At 52.5% G+C, this 24,764-nt stretch carries 15 protein-coding genes; 7 read left to right on the top strand and 8 right to left on the bottom strand.

The features are described from left to right. Positions 1-97: 97 nt before the first annotated feature. The 3 genes from C173_RS28480 (at position 98) to C173_RS34380 (ending at position 8,991) form a co-directional block, all read left to right on the top strand. Entirely contained in the window at positions 98-1,036 is a 939-nt protein-coding gene (locus C173_RS28480; protein ID WP_036731603.1) for a carbohydrate ABC transporter permease, read from the top strand. A 15-nt stretch (positions 1,037-1,051) separates the two neighbouring features. Continuing rightward, on the top strand, positions 1,052-1,891 hold the full coding sequence (locus C173_RS28485; protein WP_051478552.1) for a carbohydrate ABC transporter permease: 840 nt from the start codon (positions 1,052-1,054) through the stop codon (positions 1,889-1,891). 446 nt (positions 1,892-2,337) lie between these two features. Then, positions 2,338-8,991 (top strand): S-layer homology domain-containing protein, encoded by a 6,654-nt coding sequence (locus C173_RS34380; protein ID WP_155991674.1) that lies wholly within the window; start codon positions 2,338-2,340, stop codon positions 8,989-8,991. A gap of 199 nt (positions 8,992-9,190) precedes the next feature. Here C173_RS34380 and C173_RS28495 read toward each other — a convergent pair whose 3' ends face one another. The 7 genes from C173_RS28495 to C173_RS28525 form a co-directional block, all read right to left on the bottom strand. Next, complete coding sequence (locus C173_RS28495) at positions 9,191-10,345, bottom strand: YncE family protein (protein WP_036731605.1); 1,155 nt, start codon at positions 10,343-10,345, stop codon at positions 9,191-9,193. A gap of 145 nt (positions 10,346-10,490) precedes the next feature. Continuing rightward, a complete protein-coding gene (locus tag C173_RS28500) occupies positions 10,491-11,624 on the bottom strand; it encodes a YncE family protein (RefSeq protein WP_235192059.1) in 1,134 nt (377 codons plus the stop codon). A 314-nt stretch (positions 11,625-11,938) separates the two neighbouring features. Next, complete coding sequence (locus C173_RS28505; RefSeq protein WP_036731609.1) at positions 11,939-13,081, bottom strand: YncE family protein; 1,143 nt, start codon at positions 13,079-13,081, stop codon at positions 11,939-11,941. Positions 13,082-13,319: 238 nt separating this feature from the next. Beyond that, a complete protein-coding gene (locus tag C173_RS28510) occupies positions 13,320-14,489 on the bottom strand; it encodes a YncE family protein (RefSeq protein ID WP_036731611.1) in 1,170 nt (389 codons plus the stop codon). Between the two features lie 183 nt (positions 14,490-14,672). Continuing rightward, complete coding sequence (locus C173_RS28515) at positions 14,673-15,503, bottom strand: carbohydrate ABC transporter permease (RefSeq protein ID WP_036731613.1); 831 nt, start codon at positions 15,501-15,503, stop codon at positions 14,673-14,675. Beyond that, positions 15,503-16,375 (bottom strand): carbohydrate ABC transporter permease, encoded by an 873-nt coding sequence (locus C173_RS28520; RefSeq protein ID WP_036731615.1) that lies wholly within the window; start codon positions 16,373-16,375, stop codon positions 15,503-15,505. The genes C173_RS28515 and C173_RS28520 overlap by 1 nt, the downstream gene beginning before the upstream one ends. 83 nt (positions 16,376-16,458) lie before the next feature. After that, complete coding sequence (locus C173_RS28525) at positions 16,459-17,802, bottom strand: ABC transporter substrate-binding protein (protein WP_036731617.1); 1,344 nt, start codon at positions 17,800-17,802, stop codon at positions 16,459-16,461. Positions 17,803-17,993: 191 nt separating this feature from the next. Here C173_RS28525 and C173_RS28530 point away from each other — a divergent pair, with 191 nt between their 5' ends. Next, positions 17,994-19,790, top strand: coding sequence for a sensor histidine kinase (locus C173_RS28530; RefSeq protein ID WP_235192060.1), 1,797 nt, complete (start codon positions 17,994-17,996; stop codon positions 19,788-19,790). 18 nt (positions 19,791-19,808) lie between these two features. Further along, positions 19,809-20,576: a response regulator transcription factor gene (locus C173_RS28535; protein ID WP_036731619.1), complete on the top strand. Its 768-nt coding sequence runs from the start codon at positions 19,809-19,811 to the stop codon at positions 20,574-20,576. Positions 20,577-20,790: 214 nt separating this feature from the next. Here the strand turns inward: C173_RS28535 and C173_RS28540 are convergent, their stop codons facing one another. Next, positions 20,791-21,648 (bottom strand): helix-turn-helix domain-containing protein, encoded by an 858-nt coding sequence (locus C173_RS28540; RefSeq protein WP_235192061.1) that lies wholly within the window; start codon positions 21,646-21,648, stop codon positions 20,791-20,793. Between the two features lie 94 nt (positions 21,649-21,742). On the opposite strand from C173_RS28540, the gene C173_RS28545 reads away from it, so the two are divergent. Both C173_RS28545 and C173_RS28550 read left to right on the top strand, forming a co-directional pair. Further along, positions 21,743-22,885, top strand: coding sequence for a DUF2264 domain-containing protein (locus C173_RS28545; RefSeq protein WP_036731621.1), 1,143 nt, complete (start codon positions 21,743-21,745; stop codon positions 22,883-22,885). A 38-nt stretch (positions 22,886-22,923) separates the two neighbouring features. Further along, the gene (locus tag C173_RS28550; RefSeq protein WP_036731624.1) at positions 22,924-24,735 is read left to right on the top strand and encodes a heparinase II/III family protein; all 1,812 of its coding nucleotides are present in this window, start codon (positions 22,924-22,926) and stop codon (positions 24,733-24,735) included. The last annotated feature ends 29 nt before the right edge of the window (positions 24,736-24,764 follow it).

Here is a 24,764-nt window from a genome sequence, read left to right on the forward strand (position 1 = left end):
TTCCATATAAATAGAGGACATCGCAGCACTCACATTAACAGGTATCGATGTAATTCCCACTTTGCGGGGATGTTATATAAGGTTTGGAGGAGAACGAATGCAGAACGAAACCATATTGCGTACAAATAAGAGCCCAAAAAGCCGGTTGTCGCGCGGACTCCGGGATAACCTGGTCGCGTATAGCTTTATTGCGCCGAACTTTATCGGATTTGCCCTGTTCACCCTGGTACCGATGATTTTTGCCTTTATTCTGGCCTTTGTGAAATGGGACGGGGCCAATCCGATGAAGTTCATCGGGCTGGACAACTTCTCCCGGCTGATCTCGGATACCACCTTCCACAAAGCCTTGTGGAACACGATTGTCTACACCGTCGGAGTCGTGCCGCTGACCATGATCGTTGCGCTGGCCCTGGCGATTCTGCTCAATCAGAAGATTATGGGCCGTAATTTCATGAGAACGGTCTTCTTCTTCCCTTACGTGGCTTCGCTGGTAGCGGTTGCGGCGGTATGGAACTTCATCTTCAGCCCGACCATGGGTCCGGTGAACAACATCCTGCACTTGATTACCGGCATTCCGCTGGAGGACCTGCCCCGCTGGGCGGCGGATAAGCAGTGGGCGATGTTTACGGTAGTGCTTTTCACCGTGTGGAAAAATATGGGCTACTACATGGTCATCTATCTGGCCGGTCTCCAGGGCATTAATCCAGAGCTGTATGAAGCGGCTGAGCTGGACGGGGCAGGCCCGTGGAGAAGATTCCGCAACGTGACTGTGCCACAGCTGGCACCAACCACCTTCTTTGTCCTGATGATTCTGGTCATCAACTCGTTCAAGGTCTACGATATCTTCATCAACCTGTTCGCGGGCGCGGATAACCAGCTCAATAATGCTACACGGGTCATGGTCTATCAGATCTACAACACGGCGTTCCGCTCGCTGGATTACGGATATGCCAGTGCCATGGCGATTGTGCTCTTCCTGCTGGTACTCGGCATTACCATCGTCCAGTTCCGCGGCGAGAAGAAATACGGACAATAGGGGGATCTATAAGATATGGTTGGTAAAAGTAAAGGACTTAAAATCAGCTTAATAGTGCTTGTATATGCCCTGTTAATTCTGACCGTGCTGGCAATGCTGGTGCCGTATATCTGGATGCTGTCGTCATCGCTCAAGCTGAACAAGGATGTCTTCTCCTTCCCGATGCAATGGATTCCGGCGAATCCGCGCTGGGAGAACTTCGCGGATATCTGGACACGGATTCCACTCGGACGATTCATCTACAATACAGCGAAATTATCGATTATTGTTACCATTCTGCAACTGCTGACTTCCAGCTTCGCGGCGTATGCTTTCTCCAAGCTGCATTTTAGAGGCAAAAATGTGATCTTCCTGGGGTACATCGCCACGATCGCGATCCCTTGGCAGGCCTACATGGTGCCGCAGTTCATTCTGATGCGCTATATGGGACTGAACAATACCCACCTGGCGATCATTTTGCTACAGGCTTTCTCGGCCTTCGGTGTGTTCATGATGCGCCAGTTCTATCAAGGGGTGCCAGATGAATTATGTGAAGCGGCCCGGATTGACGGACTGAGCGAATACGGAATTTGGGCAAGAATCATGCTTCCGCTGTCCAAGCCGGCGCTCTCCACGCTGACCATCTTCACCTTCGTCGCCACCTGGAATGACTTCCTCGGGCCAATGATCTATCTGACCGATACGAAGCTCAAGACCATTCAGATCGGTCTGCGGATGTTCATCTCACAGTATTCTGCGGAGTATGGCCTGATTATGGCGGCGAGTGTGGTGTCGATCATTCCGGTAGTGATTGTATTCTTGGCGCTTCAGAAGTATTTCGTGCAGGGCGTTGCTGCTTCGGGGATTAAGGGGTAGTGGAGTCAGATTTTAACTATATAAGACGCACTTAAGTTTTGAACTTGAAGCTGCATCGTCGCTGCGGTGAACATTTGGACTTCCGGCCGCTGTTGTCACCAGATTTCTTGATTTAAACCGCTGTTCGCGGGTGAAATCCGGTGACAAAGGCGGTCGCTACCGCTCCTACAGTTCCAAATTTCCCCTCCGCTTCTTTTGCTTTTTGTTAATTTCTTTAGTGCTTCTTATGCAGTGTAAACCACTTGCACGTAATACAACTATCCTATCCAGTCCCAATCGGGGATTGAGGTGAGTAGAGTATCCGCCTGGCAGTTGCAGTTTTTCGCAGTCTGCCAGGTATTTGTATACCCGCATTGTGAATTTAGACGAAGGTCTGCCCAGGTCAATTATTCTTCTAGCGACATGCTGAATGCGCTTACTTAAGTGAGGAAGAGGAGGATTAATGAATGAACAGAAAGAACCGCGTTAAGAAAAGGCTATTCTCCGTGCTGATGTCCGCTACACTCGTAGCCGGGATGTTCCCTGCCCTCGGTCTGCCGTCGGCGTCGGCGGCTGTCGTCGATACGGTCTATGCTGCGGCTTATATGGGCACCAAGACTACCGCAGGTACGACACTTCCGGCAAGCATCGAGATTGCAGGTCAGGCTGCGGCGGTGAACTGGAACATCGGCGAAGATACCTTCGATGTACCGTATGATACGGTGGCAGTTACCGGAACCGCGAACGGCGGACCGGTGGTTGCCAGTGTGGAGGTGGTTCCGCCAGCCAGCAGTCCGCTGGTCTACTTTGTGGACAGCGGCAGAGGGGGCGATTCTTTTGGCAATGGTCCTTCTGCTTCACCTCTATACGAAGCAGTCAGAACACTGACCGGCAGTGAGCTGCTTAACCCGTCACCGGACCAGAGGTATGTCGCCGGTACCACAGACTGGGGATTCGATGATTCCATTCATAAAGTGAAAAATTCCAAGAACGGTAATCTTACCGATCCTGCCGCTGATCCAAGCCTATGGGTTGTCGGGCTGCGTGCAGACCCTGCCAGCAACGATATTATCTATAAATTGAAAGCGCTTCAGTCTGGAACCTATACGCTTAGCAGCGGTTTCTATGATTGGTACGGCAGCCGAGACCGGGTCATTCAGCCCCGGCTGGAATACCAGAATAGCAGCGGGGAGACCAAGACGATCCCGTTTGCTCAGTTCAACACGAATAGTACGAAGTTTATTTCCGGTGAATTTACCATTGCCGCAGATATTGACACCAGCAGTCCGATGACGCTGACCTATGCTTATGTCTCCGGGGAGAAGCCGATTCTTAGCTGGTTCGCTGTTGCCAGGGGCGCGATCAAGCAAGAGATGGATGACGCCCGTCAGACCGCAGCTTCTACAACCAAGATTCTGCTCGATGGGAACGATATCCGGCAGGATAATGTCAACGGACTGACCTTCAAGGGCTTCGGCGTACTCAGCGGCAACAGCACCAGTGCCCTGCTAATGGACTATAAGTCTGAGCAGCCAGAGGCCTATGCCCAAATGCTGAAGATTCTGTTCGGCGGTGATCGCCCGCTGATCGACCATGTCAAGATTGAAATGGGCAATGACCGCAATAACTCTACCGGTCCTGACCCTTCAACGATGCGTACGGAGGATGAAGAGGCCAATGTGGCCCGGCATCCCGGCTTCCAGCTTGCGGCGGATGCCAAGGCCGTCAATCCGGCGGTCAAGGTGAGCTTCCTGCGCTGGAATGCTCCAGCCTGGGCTAACAATAACGACAAGATTTATACCTGGTACAAAAAGACCATTCTGGCCGCATACCGCGAATACGGCTATATGGTGGATTATGTGAATCCCCATATCAATGAGCACGCGCCGGATCTGGCCTGGACGAAGCACTATGGCGAGAGGGTCAAGAATGATACTGAAGATTTCAAAAACGATCAGGAGAAAGAGCTGTACCACAGTATCCAGCTGGTGATTTCCGACGAGGTCGGCATCGGCTCCTTCGGGGATGCCATGGTGAACGATTTGTCGCTGCGTGAGGCGGTAGCTGCTGCCGGATTCCATTACAATACCGATGATGACAGCAAAGGAAATTTCAAACGGCTTGCCGATGAGTTCGACAAGGAAATCTGGAACAGTGAGGCACAGGCCACCTTCAGCAACTCGGCCTTCCGTCCTAATAATAATATGAAGGACCCGTCAGAGGCAGGTACAGGAATTGGCGGCACCGGCGGGCCGCTGGAGATGGGCAATACCATTATCAAGGGCTTCGTGAATTCCCGGCGGACGCATTTCATCTATCAGCCGGCGATTGGGTCCTTCTATGAAGGTGGACAATACTCCTTCAAAGAGCTGCTCAGTGCGCGTGACCCGTGGTCGGGCTTCATTCATTATGACGCGGGGCTGGTCATTCTGAAGCATTTTAACGGATTCGCCAAGACCGGCTGGGAGAATGAAGACAATACGGCTGGCATCTGGAGAGCCGTTCCTGAGGCCAGCTACACCGGGGCAACGGGCACGAATCCGGTCAGCGGACGCAACGGCACTCCGAGTTATATGACGCTTGCCGCTCCTGACAAGCAGGATTTCTCGACTGTAATCATCAATGACAGCCAGTATGAGAAGATCTACAAGCTCCAGGCCGTGAACATGGGCTATACCGGAAATCCTTCCCTGGAGGTGTGGGAGACCCGCGCGGCGGACAAAGGTCAGGCTTTTAACAGCAATTATATGAAGCCTCTTGGTGATGCCCATGCCGATGGCAGCGGCCTATATACCATACGTGTGAAGCCGTTCTCGATTGTAACCGTAACCACACTGGATAACCGCACGGATGAAGAGTTCGTTACGCCGCTTCCGGTTGAAGGAGAACGTACGGTGCTTGACACCGATGCAACCGGGTTCGTACAGAATACGGAGGATCAGATCCTGTATGCGGATGACTTCAATTATGGGGACAGAACCGTTCCCGTTATCGGAGAAGGCGGTACAATTACAGGCGTAGAGAGCTATGTAGGCTCACGCGGCGGTTCGTATAGTGTAATTCCGCGCTATACCCAGGACCTTAACGGCGCATTCGAGGGGTATCTGGTTGACGGCACGGATAACTACGTCCTGCGGCAGCAGCTGGACCAGACGACCACCGGAGTAGGCGGCGCCTGGAATGGCGGTGATCCGGTCACAGTAATCGGGGATTACCGCTGGACCAATTACAAGGCGAGTGCCGATGTGTCTTTTGAACAGAACAGCACTTATGGAGGGAACAATTACGCAGCGGTTGGAGCCAGATATCAAGGCGGGCCGCAGACGATTAACGGCACCCCTTATGCGCTCAAGTTCTGGTTCGATGGTGGATGGCAGCTGCTGTCCAGCGGCACCGTGGTCGCCAGCGGCAATGCGGCCACCGGCTCCGGCGGCGTGAAGATTGACGGATTTGATACCGCACATGACGCGTGGCATAACATTGCCATTCAGGTGGCCGGTGACACGGTGACTGCTTATTTGGATCAGGTTGAGCTTGCCTCCTATACCGATCCGAATCCGAAGCTCTCCGGACGCGTGCAGCTCGCGAGCGGCTTCTACCATGTCCGCTTCGACAATCTGAAGGTGGAGAAGGTGGAGGGTTATACGCCTTATTATTCAGAGCAGCTGGATAATCTGGAAATGTTTGATCTGGCGCAGTCACCTGGGGCGAAGCTGGCATACGAGGGTGCCTGGGCCCATGAGAATGGCAAAGGCATGTATGTGTATCAGCGGTCCCTCTCTACCAGCCAAGGGGCTGGTGCGGTGCTGAAGTATACTTTTACCGGCACGGGACTTGATATTCTGGGACCGAATGACGGCTCAGCCAAGCTGGAAGCTGTAGTGGACGGCGAACTTGAAGTGGTCTCAGGTGCTGCTTCCGCAGCGAGGGAGCTGTATCAGACCTTCACGCTGCGCGGGCTGAAATACGGTGAGCATACTGTCCAGATCAAGGTGCTGAGCGGAACCTTGGCCGTGGATTCCGTAGCGGTCATCGGCGGGGAAGGAGCGGGCAGCCCGGATAGAGCGGGACTTCAGCAGGCGGTGAGTGCTGCGCTGGAGATCAGCAGGGAGGATACTTTCCCCGAGAAGGACTGGAATATCTTCGTTCATGCACTGGGCGTAGCCCAGGCAGCACTAAGTGATCCGGTTCTGTACAGATTGGATCAGGAAGGAGCTGAGCAGCTTGAAGCCCGCCTGACCTTCGCCCGCAATCTGCTGACTACGGGAGATGTGAGAGAGCTTGCCGCTATTGCGGATATGGCAACCTATGCAGGACAGCTGCCGGAGCTTCCCGCCAAGGTGGAAGCCACACGTGCAGACGGCACGAAATTACTGGTGGCCGTGAAGTGGAATCTCGAAGCGGTCAGCTTCAATACTCCTTATGAAAGGGTGGCTGTAACCGGCACCTATGGAAGCTTGAAGACCACAGCTTATGTGGAGGTAGTGCCACAAGGGCTTGTGTACTTCCTGGATCCTGGAGTCTCGGCGGACGGCGACACCCCGCCATTTACGACGATTAAGAATTTTGCAGGCGAGGGCTTGCTGAATAACAAAGCAGACCAGCTGTCGGCAGATGACACGGTATGGGGACATACCAACACGGGGGCGAACTATAACCCTAAGGGGCTGGGCGGTGCTGTAGTCATTACCGATAAGGCCCAGACAGGGGTATACAACTCGAATACGAAGAATACGCCGCTCGTCTACAATCTGCCGCTCTCTGCGGGCCCATACACGATTACTTCCTACCATCTGGACTGGTGGAACAATGCCAGCCGGACCATGGATATTACACTCAGCTATTTGGATGCTGAGGGCAAGACCGTGAATGAGACCGTTAAGACCGGCCTGGTTGCTGGCCCGAATGGGGTCATGGTTCAGCATGATTTTACGCTGCCGGTCAGCGGTACGGTGAAATATTCGGTGAACAATACGTTCAGTCAGGCGGCTCTGATCAGCTATCTGGCTGTAGCCAGAGATAAGACCAGTGTGGAGAATGAGCAGGCTGTCTCTGAGGCGAAGAGCATTCTTGAAGGTGCTGAGTACAGCGTGAAGAAGGAGACAGCGGGAAATGAAGAGGCTGTACGGACTTGGCTGGCGCAGACCATCGGCGGATTGCCGGGCTTCAAGGGCACAGGGGTTACCCTGGGGGACATTACCTTGTCTGCATTCCGGGGAGCAACGGAGGATACAGAGGGCAGCTTCACTTTCTCGGTAACCTTAAGCAAGGGAGAAGCATCGGCAGAGGGTGCTGCCAGCGGAACGATTACGCTGCCGGTACCGGATAGGGTTCCGCCGGTGATTACCCTGAATGGTGAGACGACAGTTAATCTACTGGTCGGAGCGGAATATACCGATGCGGGAGCTACCGCCAATGATGATCAGGACGGGGATATCACTGACCGTATTACGACAACGGTGACCAGCGAAGTGTATGGCTTGACTGAACTGGATACATCCAAGGTCGATATCTATACCTTCCATTATAATGTCAGTGATACGGCGGGCAATCCGGCTGCTGAGGTGACAAGACGGGTAGTGGTTGCGCTGGACCCGGATGTAACGAAGCCTGTAATTACCTTGCTTGGTGAAGCATCCGTTGAATTGGAGCAGGGTGCAGACTATACGGATGCCGGAGCTACAGCAGCAGATGACCGGGACGGCGATATTACAGACCGTATCGTTGCAACGATTACGCAGGATGGGGAGACCGTGTTGACGCTGGATACTTCAGCAGCAGGCAGCTATGTGTATCATTATAATGTGACGGATACAGCGGGCAATACGGCTGCTGAAGTGACAAGAACGGTCACTGTAAAAGAAGCGGAGCTGCCGCCGGAAGTAATTCCAACCCCGACGCCAACTCCCGCTCCGACAGCAACACCGGCTCCTACAGCGGCGCCGGTATGGACAGCGGCACCGGCCGTAACGCCTTCGCCAACTGCAGCACCGTCCCCTTCACCGCAGACGGAGAAGGTTCTTACATCGGCTGATTTCCCGGCACCGGCTGGCGGAGCTATAACCGTTCACCTTACAGATGCTACAGAATCCGTGCTGCTTCCAGCGGGTTTAGCCGGAATGACTGGAGAAAATACCCTGCGTTTTGCCTGGAACACAGTTGCCGTTGAGCTGAGCCCGGAAGTGCTGAAGAGCATCCGGGAGAAGGCCGTCGGAGCTGGAGGACAGCCGGAGGGAACGGCAATCAGACTCTCTGCCGTGAAGACAGCGAGAGCAACTGCGGAGCAGCTGATGAACAACCCGGCGGTTAACGGGTCCGTCCGGTTATTGGCGGCAAGCGATGTAATCCGCTTCAGCCTGGAGGCTGTGGCTGCGGATGGCACTGCCGTACCGGTCACAACGTTTAACCAGCCGCTGACGATTACCTTCACGGTTGATCCTAATGCTAACCGCAGCTTACTCGGCGTCTACTATATTGCTGCCAGCGGTGCCGTGGAATACATGGGCGGCACGCTGACAGACGGTAAACTTACCGCTGGTGTGCAGCATTTCAGCCAGTATGCGGTGCTGGAGTATGACAAGACATTCTCGGATGTCAGCGGCAATAGCTGGGCCAGCGGTGTTATTAAGTCTATGGCTGCAAAGCATATCATCGAAGGGATTTCCAGCACCGAGTTCCAGCCGCAAGGAGAAGTCACAAGGGCGCAATTCGCCGCGATGATTACACGTGCGCTCGGCCTTAAGTCGGCAAGCCCATCCGCATTTGCCGATGTGGATGCCAAGTCCTGGTACGCTGAAGCCGTGGCGGCAGTGCATGAAGCGGGCATCGTGCTCGGACGTAGTAAGGATGCCTTCGCTCCTAATGAACGCATTACCCGCGAGGAGATGGCGGTCATGATCGTGCGGGCGTACGCCACCCTCCCGGGAAGCCAGACAGGAGATTCAGCCGGAAGCTCGTTCAGTGACTATTCCCGGATTCGGGATTGGGCGAAGAACGCTGCCGTTACCGCTGAACAGGCCGGCCTGATCCAAGGACGCGGCAACCAGCAATTCGCGCCGCAGGAGACCATGACCCGTGCCGAGAGTGCGCAAGTCATCGCTAATCTGTTGGGGCATAGGTAAGCTGGGTGTATAAGCTGCATCTCTAAGTTACCGGCTTAACTCCATACTAACTATACAAGTCAAACAGAGCAGCGGTTCTCCAGTATTGGGGAACCGCTGCTCTGCGTATACATACTGAAATGAAAGGGATAAATCCCTCCGAATCCGCCGAAAGTGGGTAGCGGTTGCTTGAAAGTTGTACCTACTGTCGATTAATCCGCTATAAGGATTGATTGCTATAACCGGAAATAATATTCTTGACGGTGATACGAGTGTCGTTTGGGAACCCAATCGGGATAGCGGGCAGGGCCGTAGCGGTTGCCAGATCAATCGGACGGATCGCATTTGCTTCCCCCACATAAGCCTTGGTGTCTGAGAAGAACGCCAGGTCGCCGACATAATAGAGAGGAACAAGCCAGGAACTGGCACTGTTTACATTATAGATTTGTAGGCCACCGGTTGGGAGAGTAGTGGGCTGAATGGTGATGCCAACATAGCCTTGCGTACGCGACACACGAATTTTATCCTGACCTTTGTAGCTGGGGATATCTCTGAAATTATCATAGGTGATGTGATTCTCCCAATCAATGTCCAAATTAGTAAATCGCTTCAGATAAGCTCTTTCTCCTTGCGTGGTGCAGAATAACAATTGGTTGTCCAGATAGACGCCGGATACCGTATTGTCCAGCAAGCTTAACGAGTTAGGCAAGCCAATCTCATCATCTCCAAAATAGGTAATCATGCCAATCGTTCCAAGGGTGATTTGCGTGTGTCCATCCGGGTGAACAGTTAAGGGGTTGCGGGTCTCGTCTAAGGTAAGTTCAAATCCCAAATTGTACCGGGTAAAGTTGTCATCGTCAATGGTAATGGCGATTACATAATCTTTTTTATCGGCAACCTTGCAGGCAAGATAGACAAAGTCGCTATTCTCATTGCCCGCGAAGGCGAAAGGTCTGCCTTGGCCGACGTCCACATTGGTTATAACTGTATCCGTGTTGGTATCAATAATCGTAACGTTATGATCTCCGGAATTGGCAACATAGACTTTGTTACCGTAAGGAGCAGCGAAGATAGCAACAGGATTGGTAACCCTGCTGCCAACAGTACCAACACGAACGGTTTTGATAATGTTAAAGGTATCCGTATCAATGATGGTGACTGAACTCGAGCGGGTATTAAGGACGTAAAGCTTCTTCTCTGCAGGATCCATGCACATAGGACCAGGGTTGATGCCTACTGGAATCCGCTTGATAACCTTATCTTCTACAGGATCAATAACAGCGACATATCCAAATGCATAGTCAATTTCATAAGTCACATAGACGTAAGGGTCACCTGAGGGTAAATTCCTGTTGTTTGCCTTGTTCGGATTCATAGATAAATCTCCTTTCTTGTGGCACTTCTAGTGGACTCGCCGGGCCCGGCGGACCGACGATCAGGGTGGGCAGGCGCGCCAGATTGTATCCAGATGCCACAGCCGGTTGTCTGCCGTAAGTTAGGTTAATGACCCGTATAATTGTTTACTGTAAGGATTGATTACTATAACCGGAAATAATATTATTGACTTTGAGGCGATCCGTGACGACCCCAAGCACGATAGCAGGCAGCGCCGTTGCGGTTGCCACATCAATTGGACGAATGGAGGTCCCTTCTCCCACATAGATCTTGGTATCATCGAAGAACGCCATATCGCCGACATAAGGAAGTTCAACCAAATGGTTATAGCCTTCATGTAAGTCAATGATTTGCACACCGCCTAATGCGGAATCCGTAGGTTGAACGGTAACGCCAAGATAAGCTTGCGTACGTGAAAGACGGATTTTATCCTGCCCTTTGTAGCTGGGAAAATCCGCAAAACTCTTATGGGTGACGATTCCATTCTTATCAATGGCCAGATTACCGATTACTTTCAGATAGTTTTTGTCTTCGCGCATGGTGCAGAATAATCTTTTGTCGTCCGTGTAGACCCCGGATACCGTATTGTCCAGCAGACTTGACGTACTGGAGTACCCAATAGAATCATCGTCAAAATAGGTAAGCATACCGGCAGGTCCAAACGTGACTTGGGTGTGTCCATCGGGATGAACGGCCAAGGGATTGCGGCTCCCGTCAAAGGTAAGCTCCATTCCGTCTGTATAGGGATGAACGGTATCGTCGTCAATGGAAATGGCGATAACATCATTACTCCGGCAGGCAGCATAGACAAAGGAGCTGTTCTCATTTCCAGCAAAGGCGAAAGGCCAATTAATCCCTCCTGCCAGTTGCACATCTTTAATAACCTCATCTGTGAGGAAGTCAATAATGGTAATGCCCGGATCTGATTGGGCTACATATATTTTGTTACCCTTAGGAGCAGCGAAGATAGAATTAGGATAGAACTTGACGAACGGATTGCCAATGTGAACGGTATTGAGAACCTTAAAGGTATCAAGATCAATGATGCTGACTGAATCTTCACGGGTATTAATGACGTACAGCTTTTTCTCAGAGGGGTCCATGCACATGGGACCAGGCTCGCTGCCCACCCTAATCCGTTCGATGATCCTATCTTGTACAGGATCGATGACAGCGACATATCCGAAATCAAAGCCAACTTCATAACTCGCATACACATAAGGATGAACTGATGATAGATTCCTTCTGCGGTTTGCCATATCCGTATTCACGAATGAAAAACCCCTTTCATATGCTTCTAGCTAGTGGACTCACCGGGCCTGGCAGACAGACAACCGGATGGGCAGGCGCGCCGTTTTTGTCCGGATGCCGCATCAGGTTGTCTGCTGTATGTTATGTCCGGATGCTCCGGCCCGAATAATCCATTTGTCCAATAAAGCCACAAAAAGGGCAGAGATTACCTCTTCACCCCTCCCGCCGTAAGTCCGCTAACAATGCATTTCTGGCAAAAAAAGAGCTGTCCTCTAGTCAGTTTCGACTTGAAGAGACAGCTCCACGTTAACGTACATGACCCTTAGGTTTGATTGCTATAACCGGAAATAACATTCTTCACTTTGAAGTACGTTGTCCCAATGGTAATCGGATTTAGAGGTCTTGCACTGGTCAGATCAATGGGTTGAACCGAGGTAGATCCTCCCACATAAGCTTTGGTGTCTGAGAAGAATGCAAGATCGCCAATGGAAGTAAGCTCAACAAACCGGGAAGTGGCACGGTCTACATCGTAGATTTGCAGCCCGCCCGTCGGGTGATCCGTGGCTTGAATGGTGACGCCAATATACTTTTGCGTAAGCGAAGTGCGAATTTTATCCTGACCTTTGTAACTGGGGATTTCTTTGTAATCATCATAGGTGATTTTCGAATTCACATCGATATCCAGGTTCTTGAATAATTTCAAAAAGTTCCTTTCTTCTCGCATCGTGCAGAATAACAAGCCGTTGTCCAGATAAATCCCGGATACCGTATTGTCCAGCGAACTAGTCGGTGCTGCTGCAACTAAACCATTATCAGGACTAAGAAAATCAAGGGCTCCAATATTTCCAAGCTCGACCAGTGTGTGTCCATTGGGGTGAACGGTCAAGAAGTTTCGGGTCGAGTCATGTATAGTGCCCGGTCCTGCTGGGCCAAGCGCCACATTAGGTCCATTATTAATAATTCTAATGGCAAGAGTAGAATCTCTTGTTGGATGAATTTCGTTGCAGGCAACGTAGACGTAAGGGCTATTCTCATTGCACGAAATGGCGAAAGACATCGTGTCTACAGAATAAAGATTTCCAATGAAACTAAGAGTAATGGCATCAAAAATCGTCAGGCAGGGATATCCATAGTTGGCTACATAGACTTTTTTGCCGCTAGGCTCTACGAGGATAGCAACAGGTTTGTTGTCAACTGGAACTGAACCTATAAGGTTAAAGGTATCTGTACTATAGACATAGACCATATTCGCAAGGCCATCCGCCACGTAAAGTTTATCTCCAGAGGGACTCAAGCACATAGCGGTAGGATTATAGCCTGCCGAGATCCGTTTGATGATCTGATCGGTAGTGGGATCAATAACAGCGACATATCCATTATTATTAATACTTACATAAGACACATAGACATAAGAAAGGCCGCTCCGTGTATTTCGGTTACGGTTTGCTGTTCGATTCATATTCATAGATAAAATCCCCTTTCATGCAGATCTGGCTAGTGGACTCGCCGGGCCCGGCGGACGGACAAGCGGATGGGCAGACGCACCGGTCCTGTGCCTTGATGCCGCATCAGGTTGTCTGCTGTAGGTTATGTCTGGATGCTCCGGCCCGAATAGTCCTAATGTCCAGTAAGGTAAAAAAAAGAGCTGCCCCCAAGTCCAGTTCGACTTGAAGCGACAGCTCAATTTTTATACTAAATGTGCATTACAAGGATTGATTGCTATAACCGGAAATAATGTTCTTCACGTTGACGCGGTCTGAGGGACTTGTGCCAATCGGAATAGCAGGAATGGGATTACTTGGATTTCCCAAATCAATCGGTTGAATCGAAGTCAGTTGTCCTACATAGGCAATGATGTAATCGTAAAGTGCTAAATCACCGACATAAGGGAGCGGAACAAACCGTGAGCTAGCAGCGTTTACATCGTAAATTTGCAGACCACCTGTCGGGAAAGTGGTGGGTTGAATGGTGATGCAAATCGTACTTTGATCACTTGTAACACGGATTTTATCCTGGCCTTTGTAGCTAGAAATCTCTGTGAAATGATCATGGGTAATGTTTCCTTGCTGGTCAATAAACAAGTTGTTGAATTTTTTCAGATAGGCTCTATCTTCTCGCGAGGTGCAAAATAACATATCATTATCCAGATAGATCCCGGATACCGTATTGTCCAGCAGACTTGAAGTTTTGGAGGGACCAATTGTAAGTGGTTCAAAATGAGTCAACATGCCAGTCGGCCCAAGTGTGACTAGCTCCACTCCGCCTGGGTATACGGTCAAGGGGTTGTGGGTCCCGTCAAATTCAAGCTCAATGTCATCCCCAACGGGATGGGCGGTGTCATCGTCAACGGAAATGGCGACAACATTGCCTTTATCATTATCTTTAGACTTACATGCAACAAAGACAAAGAGACTGTTCACCTTACCGGCAAAGGCAAAAGGGTATCCGCTTCCGCTAGGCAAATCCTCTTGCTTAATAACCGTATCTGTGACGGAGTCAATAATTGTAACGGCCTTGTCACCCGAATGGGCTACATAGACTTTGTTCACGTTAGGAGCAGCGAAGATAGCAACAGGAGCGCTATAGGTGGACGAAGAGCCAATGTGAACGGTTTTGATAATGTCAAAGGTATACGCATCAATGATAGTGACCGAATCCTGGCCCGAATTTACTACGTAAAGCTTATCCTCACTTGAATTCAGGCACATAGGACCAGGGTTAAGGCCTACTGGAATCCGTTTGATGACCTTATTGTATACAGGATCAATGACAGCGACATAGCCAAAATAGTAGGTAAGTTCATAACTCGCAAACACGTAAGGATTAATATTTGATGCTAGATTTCTTCTGCGGTTTACCATATTCGTATCCACGAATGAAAACCCCTTTCATGTCTTTCTGGCTAGTGGACTCGCCGGGCCCGGCGTACGGACAACCGGATGGGCAGGCGCGCCGGTTATTTCCGGATGCCTCATCAGGTTGTCTGCTGTATGTTATGTCTGAATGCTCCGGCCTGAATGATCCAAAGTCCTAGAAAGCCACAAAAAGGGCAGAGATTACCCCTTCACCGCTCCCGCAGTAAGTCCGCTAACAATGTACTTTTGGCAGAAGATATACAGGATTAGTACAGGGAGCGAGGTTAGCACAAGATCCGCGAAGATCAAATTCCAGTCCCGGCTGTATTTGCCGTAGAAATTGTATACCGACAGCGGCATCGTCCAGTCCGAGCTGTCCGTCAGGAAATAGAGCGGAATGGTAATGTCGTTCCAGACAGACATGAAGACCATAATCGCTACGGTGGCGTTAACCGGGACGATCAGCGGCGTCACAATCTTGAAGAAGACATCAAACGTATTCGCCCCCTCCAGAAAAGCCACCTCATCCAGCGCCTTCGGAATAGACCGGATGAATCCGCTGTACAGAAACACGCTGAACGCCGTGTTGAGCGAAGCATAGATCAGGATGACGCTCGTGATACTGCCATAGAATCCCATCCACTGTACGACACGGATCGTGGTAATCGTGGACATCGGCGCAATCAGGCCCATGAAGAAGAACATGTACAGGAAATTCGACCACTTGGTCTCCCGGCGCACTAGAATGAAGGAGGCCGCGGACGAGGTGAAGATATTCAGAATGGAAGAGACGCCGGTAATCAGCATCCCGTTCAGGAACGCACGCCCCAGTCCCCCTTCACGGAAGACCGTCGTATAGTTGGAGAAGTTCCACTTCTCCGGGAGCCGCAGGGAGAACTTCAGCACCTCGGCGCTTGTCATGAAGCTGCCGAACAGCATGATCAGCAGTGGCAGGATAATCAGCAGGGAGGCCAGGATCAGGAACCCTTCTACCAGATAGTTGCGCCAGGCCATTTTACGTGAAAAGCTCATTATTCCGATACCTCCTTACGCCGCATGAAGATCAGCAGGGGAATGGCGATGATGGTTACAGCAGCGAACAGCAGGGTATTAACGGCGGTTCCCAGCCCCCAGCTGCCTTCTCCGAAGGAGCGGAGGATGATCGTGCCGACTACCTGGGAGGCATTGCCCGGCCCCCCGCCTGTGAGGACGAATACCTCAGAGAACACCTTGAGGCCGCCAATCAGGGTGAGCATCAGATTGATGTTGATCGCAGGAAGCAGCAGCGGAATCGTGATGCTGCGGAAGCTGCGCCAGGAACCGGCGCCGTCAATGGTGGCGGCTTCATAATACTCTTTGGAGATCGACTGGAGTCCGGCCAGGTAGATCGCCATTTGGAAGCCGGTATGCTGCCAGATGGACACGAAGGCAACTGTCCAGATGACAAGAGCCGGATTGGTCAGCCAGGCCTGGCTCAGCGAAGGCAGCCCCACAGCTTCGAAGATACGGTTAATCGTTCCGTCGGAGCGCAGCATGGGCGTGAACACAATGCTAATAACCAAAACGCTTAGGATCGACGGAGAGTAAAAAATAGCCCGCAGCAGATTTTTGGATTTTAGCTTCATGTTCAAGCCGACTGCCAGCGCGATCCCGAGCAGGTTCTTGCCTATAACGGTGACCACGGCGAAGATGGCCGTATTCTTAATGGCGAGCAGCAGGGTTCTGTCGGTGAAGATACGCTCAAAGTTGTCCCAGCCGATAAACTGGATATTCTCTCGGTCCAGCCGCCAGTCGGTGAAGGAATAGAAGAGTCCGGTAAGCGCGGGCAATACGAAAAAGACAGAATAGATCAATAGCGCAGGCCAGATCAGGTAATACGAGTATAGTCTCTTGGATACTTTCATCTCTTCACACTCCTATATAGCCAGGGACAGAACAAAGCCCGGACGGACTTTATTCTGCCTGTTGTATGGTTAGTCAGATCGGTTTAAAATCCTTCAACCCCTTTGTCCTTCATCAGCTGGCTGAATTTCTCATCCCAGGCTTTGAGTACGCCCTTGGCGTCCAGGCCGCCGGCAAATTCATCCTGAAGCAGACGGTACAGCTCGCTGCGGTCCACGATCATATAAGCATCGGTGGTCAGTGTAGTCTTCTTAGGTGTGATGTATTGATCGACAATCTCCTGCTTGTAATCCGGCAGCTTCGGTGTAGTGACATCGCTGAAGTTGGAGACGGAGCCTTGGCTGTCCACCATCTTCTGGGCGACCTCCTTGCTGGCAAGGAACTCCAGGAACTGCTTCGCTTCCGCCATATGCTTGGCTTTCTTCGGAATGAACAACTGGCCGCCCAGCGGGCTTGCGCCAAGACTTGCGTCTTCAGAGGACGGGATGGCGAACAGGCCCAGATGCACATTCGGGTCTTTCTCGGCCACGTTCACAATCAGCCAGTCGCCCATGAACATCATCGCCGTTTCCTTGTTCAGGAATTTGCCTACCGCCATATCGTAGCTGTCGCTGAGAATGTCGGTGTTGGTATAGCCTTTCTTGTAGACCTCATACTGCTGCTCCAGGAAGGTGGCGAACTCGGGAACATCGGACCACTTCTTGCGGCCGGCATTGATGTCATCGAACAGGGAAGGTTCATTCTTAGCCGCCCAGTCGGCAAAAGCAGCAGCCGGCCAGATATTCGCCGCCCAGTTATCCTTGAACGGCATGAAGACCGGTGTAACGCCGCTGGCCTTGATTTTCTCACACACCGCCAGGAACTCCTCGTAGGTATTCGGAATGCTCAGCCCCAGCTCCTTGAAGATATCCTTGTTGTAGACCACTCCCTGCATGCCTGTATCCTGGCTGTAATGGAAGCTGTAGACATGGCCATAAGCGGAGAGTACGTCCTTGTTCAGCAGCCGGCTCACCCAAGGCTCGTTGTCGAGAATCTCGAAGTTCCGCTCCAGGTTAAGATCGGTGGTGGCACTGGCGAGATTGTATTGAATCAGGTCAGGCACCTCGTCAACGGCCAGCTTGGTCTGAAGTACGGTGGCCGTCTGCTCCGCCGGAAGCAGCTGAAGATTGACCTTGATATTGGTTTTCTGCTCGAATTCATCCAGCACATCCTGGGCTACAAACGCCGAATCCTGCGAGCTTTTGGAGATGGCCAGCTCGATGGTTACCTTTTTGCCGCCGCTGCTGCCACTACCGCTGTTTCCGTTTCCGCCGCTGTTGGTAGCCGAAGCATTGCCGGAGCCTGAATTGTCAGACCCGCATGCCGCCAGCGTTAAGGTCATTACACCGGCCAGTACGCCTGTTGCGATTTTTTTCAGTTTGCTATTCATGTGATCGCCCCCAATAGTGAATTTTCTGTGGATTGAATCCGTTTACATTTTTGATTATAGAATGAGGACTGCGCAAGGTACATGTTTGTACTTGACTCTTTCTGTGTAATATTCTGAACTCCGGGACGGCTTGTCAATTCGCCCGATTGGTTGTAAAGTAGGCAGCATCCTAAGGTTCAGGGGGGCTCGGCTTGGCTACTATTGTTCAGAAATTGCGCGGAAGCAGGGTTCAGGCCAGTCTGCAAACGAAATTCTTCTTCACCTTCATGCTGCTCCTGCTGATTGTGCTGGGCTGCTTCCTGGTCTACGTGAATTATATGGTGATCCAGCCGCTCAAGGACAAGACGGAGAACGAAATGAAGCTGGCTGCTGCCCAGGTCAGCGATCAGCTGAACCTGTATATCAATAACCAGAACCAGCTCTCTCAGCGGATTCTGTCGAACAAAGAGGTGTTCACGCTCCTGTCTGCCAGTGATTATTCACAACTTACCCTTGAAGGGCTGACCCGAAGCCGCAGGCTGAAAGACATCATGTTCCAGGCCCTGGGGCCGAGTCTGAACATTGAGGATATGATGATCTATGATCTGACAGGGGAACGTGTGACCTCTTATATCGGATACGCAGATAGCCCGGCTTCGCTCAGGCCGTTTCTGGAAGAGAGCAGCAACCTGCCGACCTGGAATGCAAGCGGTTACGCGCTGTACCGGCAGGGGGCGGATGCCATCTCTTTTGTGCGGGCGATCAGGAACCAGAATGGTCAGGTGTTCGGCTATCTGGCGGTGCAACTGGACCAGCGGTACTTGAACAGATCTGCTGCGGGACTGGCGGGCGGCAAGGTCTATATTATGGATCAGGACCAGCGGCTGGTCTCCAGCTCTCCGGCACTACGTGAAGGGGAGAAGGTCCCCGAATTCGCAGCGTCTCCCTCTGAATCTACAGCAGCTAACGGAATCTATCTGAGCAGCGGCCAGAACTATGTGGCGTATCACCGCTCTGCTGAGACGGGCTGGACTACCTACGTGGTGAACCCCAGGAATGTGGTGCTGGGCCCGGTCAATTCGGTGAAATATATCTCTATTCTGCTGATCACCGCGCTGATTCTGTTCTCGTTCATCTTCATTTACTTCTCGACCCGGAACCTGCTGCTTCCGATCCGCAAGCTGCGCAGCCAGATTCTGCGGATGAACTACAGCAACTTGAATATGAAGGCGGGCCCCCATACCCACAACAATGAGCTGATTCAACTGAATAGCGCTTTTCAGGAGCTGCTGGAACGGTTACAGGAATCCATAGAACGGGAAAAGCTTGCGCTGCACGAAGAAGTGAAGTCGCGGAATTCTGCCTTGCAGGCTCAGATCGCCCCGCATTTTATTCATAATGTGCTGTATCTGATCAGTATTGCCGCCCAGGAAGGGAAGAATAGCGTAGTGACTGAGATGTGCAAGCATCTCTCGGACAGCCTGCGCTATATTGTATCTTCGCCTTACCAGCATGTCACTTTGACCGAGGAGCTGAAGCATACCCGGCACTATTTGTCGCTGATTCAGCATAATTTCGAGGACGACCTGGATTGGGAGATTGACGGGGACGGTGCGCTTGAGCGGATTGAGCTGCCCCGGCTGGTGATTCAGCCATTCGTGGAGAATTGTATCGAGCATGCTTTTAAGAATACGGACCCTCCTTGGAGGATTGATGTGCGGGTGAAGGTATATAACGGCCTGTGGGCCATCGAAATCCGGGATAACGGGGAAGGCTTCGCGCCGGGCCGGATCAGGGACATTCTGGACAACATTGAGAGCTCGGATTCAGGGGTCTATGAACTTCAGCATCATACTACGGGAATTGGCAACATGGGGATTGTGAATACGGTGAACCGGCTGAAGCTGATGTACAGGAACCGGCTATTCTTCAATATTTACAACCACTTAGACGGGGAAAAGGGCGCTACGGTCCAAATTATCGCATCTATGAGTAAAGACTTCTACTAGAACCGGGGAGGGACCGCTATGTATACCGCTATCATTGCCGAGGACAGCAAGCCGATTCTGCGGAATATCGAAGCTTTGATGCGCTCCACGGAGCTGCCTGTGCAGATTGCCTTCACCGCGTCGAACGGACTGGATGCACTGGAGTACATCAAGGCCAACCCGGTGGATATCCTGCTGACCGATATCCGCATGCCCAAGCTGGACGGGCTGGCGCTGATCGGGCAGTGCCGGCAGGTGAATCCGGCGCTCAAGGCGGTGCTGATCAGCGGCTACAGCGACTTCGAGTATACGCGCAAAGCGCTAAACCTTCAGGTATTCGACTATCTGCTGAAGCCGGTGGAGCGGGAACAGCTGGCTGAGGTGATGCAGCGGCTGGTCGCCCATCTGGAGGAGCAGGGGGGCAGCAGGAAGGGATTGCCGGAGGGATTGGTATCCCCCGGGCAGCCGCGGCCCAAGAGCAGCGAGGAGCTGTTCCGGCAATTGGAGCAATATTTGCAGCAGCATCTCTACTCCCAGCTCTCTATCACAGAGGTGGCGCTTCAGTTTCATGTCAGCCCGTCCTATGTCAGCCGGATCTTCAAGCGGCATTCGCAGCGGACCTTTGTGCATTACTACATGCAGCTTAAGATTACTGAAGCCTGCCGGCTGATCGCAGCCAAGCCGGAGCTGAAGGTGAAGGAGCTGTCGGAGGCGCTGGCTTTTGCAGACCAGCATTATTTCTCTAAGGTGTTCAAGGAATATATGGGTGTAAGTCCTACAGAGTATAGGGGAGGGGAACGGGGGTAACTAACAAAAAGCAAAAAGAATCGGAGGGGGAATTTGGAACTGTAGGAGCGTTAGCGACCGCCTTTGTATTTGGATTTCTACCGCGAAGAGCGGTTTTAATCAGGGAATCCAAATTGGGCAGCGGCCGGAAGTCCAAATGTTCGCCGCAGTGACGACCAAGCTTCGAGTTATATCGTTCATTTTACGGCAGCGCTGAGGATAGGCGGTGCCGTTTTTATTTGCCGTATTTTCCTGGAGGAATGCCCGTGATGTTCTTGAAGGTGCGGATGAAATTGGCATAATCGTTGAAGCCGGACAGGTAGCAGGTATCGGACACGGAGTTGCCGGCGGACAGAAGCTGCTTGGATAACGCGATTTTTTTAAGCAGGACATAACGGTAGATGGTGCCTCCGGTCTGCTGCTTGAACAGATGGCTGAGATAATATTTATCCAGATTCAGCTCCCCGGCGATATGCCCCAGCGACAGATTCAGGTGCAGGTGGTTGTCGATATAACTCATGGCAGATTGAATATGGGAAGATATGATGCTAGGCACTACGGCACGGGTGCGGCTGTACAGCTCGTTGACCAGCACCAGAATCTGAATCAGATACGTCAGGGCCAGCACCTCGCTGCCGTACTGCTTGCGCTCCAGGGCTGTAATCAGCTGTGAGGAGAGGGCGGTATATTCTGAGAGCAGCGGCTCCTCCATCCGGGCCAGGTTATTCTCCCCGGGCTGGCGGTTCTGGAAGCAAGCCAGCAGATTCGTGGTCGACGTACAGAACGGATAAACCAGCGGTGCTTTGAAATGAATGGTCAGCCGCTCATAAGGCTCGGGGGAGCGGTTGATGATTTTATGAATCTCATGATTGTTGAATAACAGGACGTCGCCGCGCACCAGCGGATAGCTGTACTGGTCCACGAAGCCGTTCACGCTGCCGCCGAGGAACAGGAAGATTTCATAGTGGTCATGGATATGGAAATCCCGCGTCGGCGAGATCGGGGAATTGCCGATACCGGCCAGAATATCGCCGTCGAACGATTCATAATACCGGGCATGCTTCATCGTTACTGCCCCTTTCTTGTTGATCACAATATACGCAATAAATCATCATTATTCGCAAAGACATTGCTATAATACCACAATACACTAGAGAAGAAGAATACCTGAGAGGGTGGAACTAGGGATGAGTGGGATAGAACAGCGTAAATACTGGCTGGATACGATGCTGCGGATTGGAACGCCGGTCCTGGAGGCGCTCTCTGCGCGGAAACTGAAAGAACAGTTACCTGCGGAGTTTCATAGCGGGCGCAGTCAGTTTGCGCATCTGGAGGCTTTTGCACGGCTGGCCTGCGGAATAGCTCCCTGGCTGGAGCTTCAGGGACTGGAGGGTGAAGAGGAGCGCTTAAGAGCCCGTTATGCCGGGCTGATGCTGGAAGCGATTGATGCGGCGGTCGATCCACAATCGCCTGACTATATGGAATTCAAGACCGAAGGCCAGCCGCTGGTCGATGCCGCATTTCTGGCCCATGCGCTGGTGCGTGCACCGAAAGCGGTTACAGCCCGGCTGGACGCACGGGTCAAAGGCAATCTGATTGTGGCGCTTAAGCAGACGCGGCGGACCGCCCCCAGCGGCAGCAACTGGCTGCTGTTCAGTGCGATGGTGGAAGCAGCCTTATATTCTCTGGGCGACCCGGATTATGACCGGATGCGGGTGGGCTACGCGGTCCACATGTTCATGGACTGGTACAAGGGTGACGGAGTCTACGGGGATGGGAAGGATTTCCACTGGGATTACTACAACAGCTTTGTCATTCAGCCGATGCTGTTGGATGTGGTTACCCTTTTCGAACAGGAGAATGAGGAGTATGCCCGGCTTAGACCCTTGGTCCTGCAGCGGGCGCAGAGATATGCATCCGTGTTGGAGCGCAGTATCGCCCCTGATGGAACGTATCCGTTCCTCGGGCGTTCGATTGTCTACCGGTTCGGGGCATTTCAGCTGCTGTCGCAGGCGGCGCTCCAGCATTTCCTGGAAGACTCGCTGCCTCCGGCCCAGGTGCGCTGCGCCTTGACCGCAGTCATTAACCGGATTATGCAATACCCGGGCACGCTGGATGAGAACGGCTGGCTGCAGCCGGGGATCTACGGCTATCAGCCGGAGCTGGCCGAGAGCTACATTAATACAGGCAGTCTGTATCTGTGCGCCGCTGTTTTCCTGCCGCTGGGCTTGCTTCCTGCTGATCCCTTCTGGTCGGGCGAGGATATGAAATGGACGGCACGGAGAATCGCGGACGGCGAGAATGTGATGCGGGACCATGCTTTGGAATAAGGGATACAGACAGACTGAACAGGAGAGGGAGCTTAGGCATGAACATACAGGAACTTAAGGCAATCGCAGAGAACATGAAGCCGGCAGATCTCAGCTTATATTATCCGCAAGGGGATTCGGCCGCTTTTTGGAGTGAGGCGGGATCTTCTGAAGTCTTACAAGCCAGTCTCAGTGAGATTCGTGCAGAGGCACGGAGGCTGGAAGGGCAGCCTATACCGCTGCTGACGTACAGTCTGTTTACCCTTTTCCGGCAGACGGGGTCGAGACTGGAGTATGAGCGGCCTTATTTTGAACGGAGAAGAAGGCTGAATACGTATGTGTTCCTAAGTCTGCTGGAGCCGGAGAACACAGCAGCTCTGGAGCAACTGACAGATATTCTATGGGCGATCTGCGATGAGTACACATGGTGCGTTCCCGCCCATCTTCCTGAGAAGCATGAGGCTGCTGAGATCAACCGCCATATCGATCTGTTCTCCGCCGAGACAGGCTTTACTTTAAGTGAATGTCTGCTGCTGGTCGGGGAGCGTCTCCCGCTGCTGCTCTGCTCCCGGATACGCAGTGAGGTGGAGAATAGAATCTTCCAGCCGTTCCTTGCGCATGGCCCTTATTTCTGGGAGACCTCCACTCACAATTGGGCTGCGGTCTGTGCGGGCTCTGTGGGTGCGGCTGGACTGCTCCTTGTGAAGGACAAGGACATGCTGGCGGAAATCTTGCTGAAGACAGAGAGCAGCATGAATTATTATCTGCAGGGCTTCGGGGCAGACGGGGCCTGCCAGGAGGGGCTGGGCTACTGGAATTACGGGTTAGGCTATTTCACTTATTACAGCGATCTGCTCCGTGCAAGAAGCGGAGGCCGGCTGGATTGGTTCAAGCAGGAAAAGGTGGCACAGATCGCCCGCTTCCAGCAGCAATGCTTCATTGACGGCAGTTACGTCGCCAATTTCTCCGATTCCGTGCCCCGGGTGCGCGTGCATATGGGACTTTCCCATTATCTGGCGGACGTCTACCCGGATGTCCTGCGCCCGCCGTCTGCGCTGCGCGCCCCGTTCACGGAGGATCACTGCAGCCGCTTCGCACCGGCGCTGCGCAATCTGATCTGGACAAGAGCCGGGCAGGAGGAGGAGTCCTGGGAGGCGGGCAGCAGCTATCTGCCTGATGCCGCTTGGCTCGTATCGCGGCATGTCTCTGGGGCGGGCGCCTTCGGCTTCGCGGCCAAGGGCGGCCACAACGACGAGCCGCATAACCATAATGACCTGGGCCAATTCATTCTGAGCGGCCGGGGGGAGATCTTCGCGGCTGATCTGGGCAGCGGAGAGTACACGGCGGACTATTTCGGTGCCGGCCGTTACGGCTATGACTGCAACGGGTCGCAGGGCCACAGCGTGCCGATTATTGACGGCCAGTACCAGGGGGCAGGACGGGAGTTCCAGGCAACGGTGCTGCATGCATCGGCGGCGCAGGCGAAGGATGAGCTGACGCTGGAGCTGGCCCGGGCGTACCCGGTAGCCGGACTGCAATCCCTGGTCCGTTCGCTGGTCTGGCATAAGGAGGAGCTGCCCCGTCTGGAGCTGACAGATACTTACCGGTATGACGGAACTCCGGCAAGCTGGACGGAACGGTTCGTAACGTGGCGCAGACCGGAGTTGACGGGTACAGGGCGAGTACTGCTACCGGGTGCCGAAGGCCACGGCGTTCAGGTGATCTACGATCCGCAGATCGTCCGGCCGGAGATTACCGCACATGTGTACCAGGATCACTATGGCCAGGACACGGTGTGGCATACTCTGGACTTCCAGGTTCTCCAGCCCGGAGCAGATGGCGTATTGGTGTTTACTTTTGAATTTATGTAAGACGCACTGCACGGCTATATCATTCACAC

Source organism: Paenibacillus sp. FSL R7-277 (assembly GCF_000517965.1).
In the GTDB taxonomy this organism is placed as follows: Bacteria; Bacillota; Bacilli; order Paenibacillales; family Paenibacillaceae; genus Paenibacillus_AQ; species Paenibacillus_AQ silagei.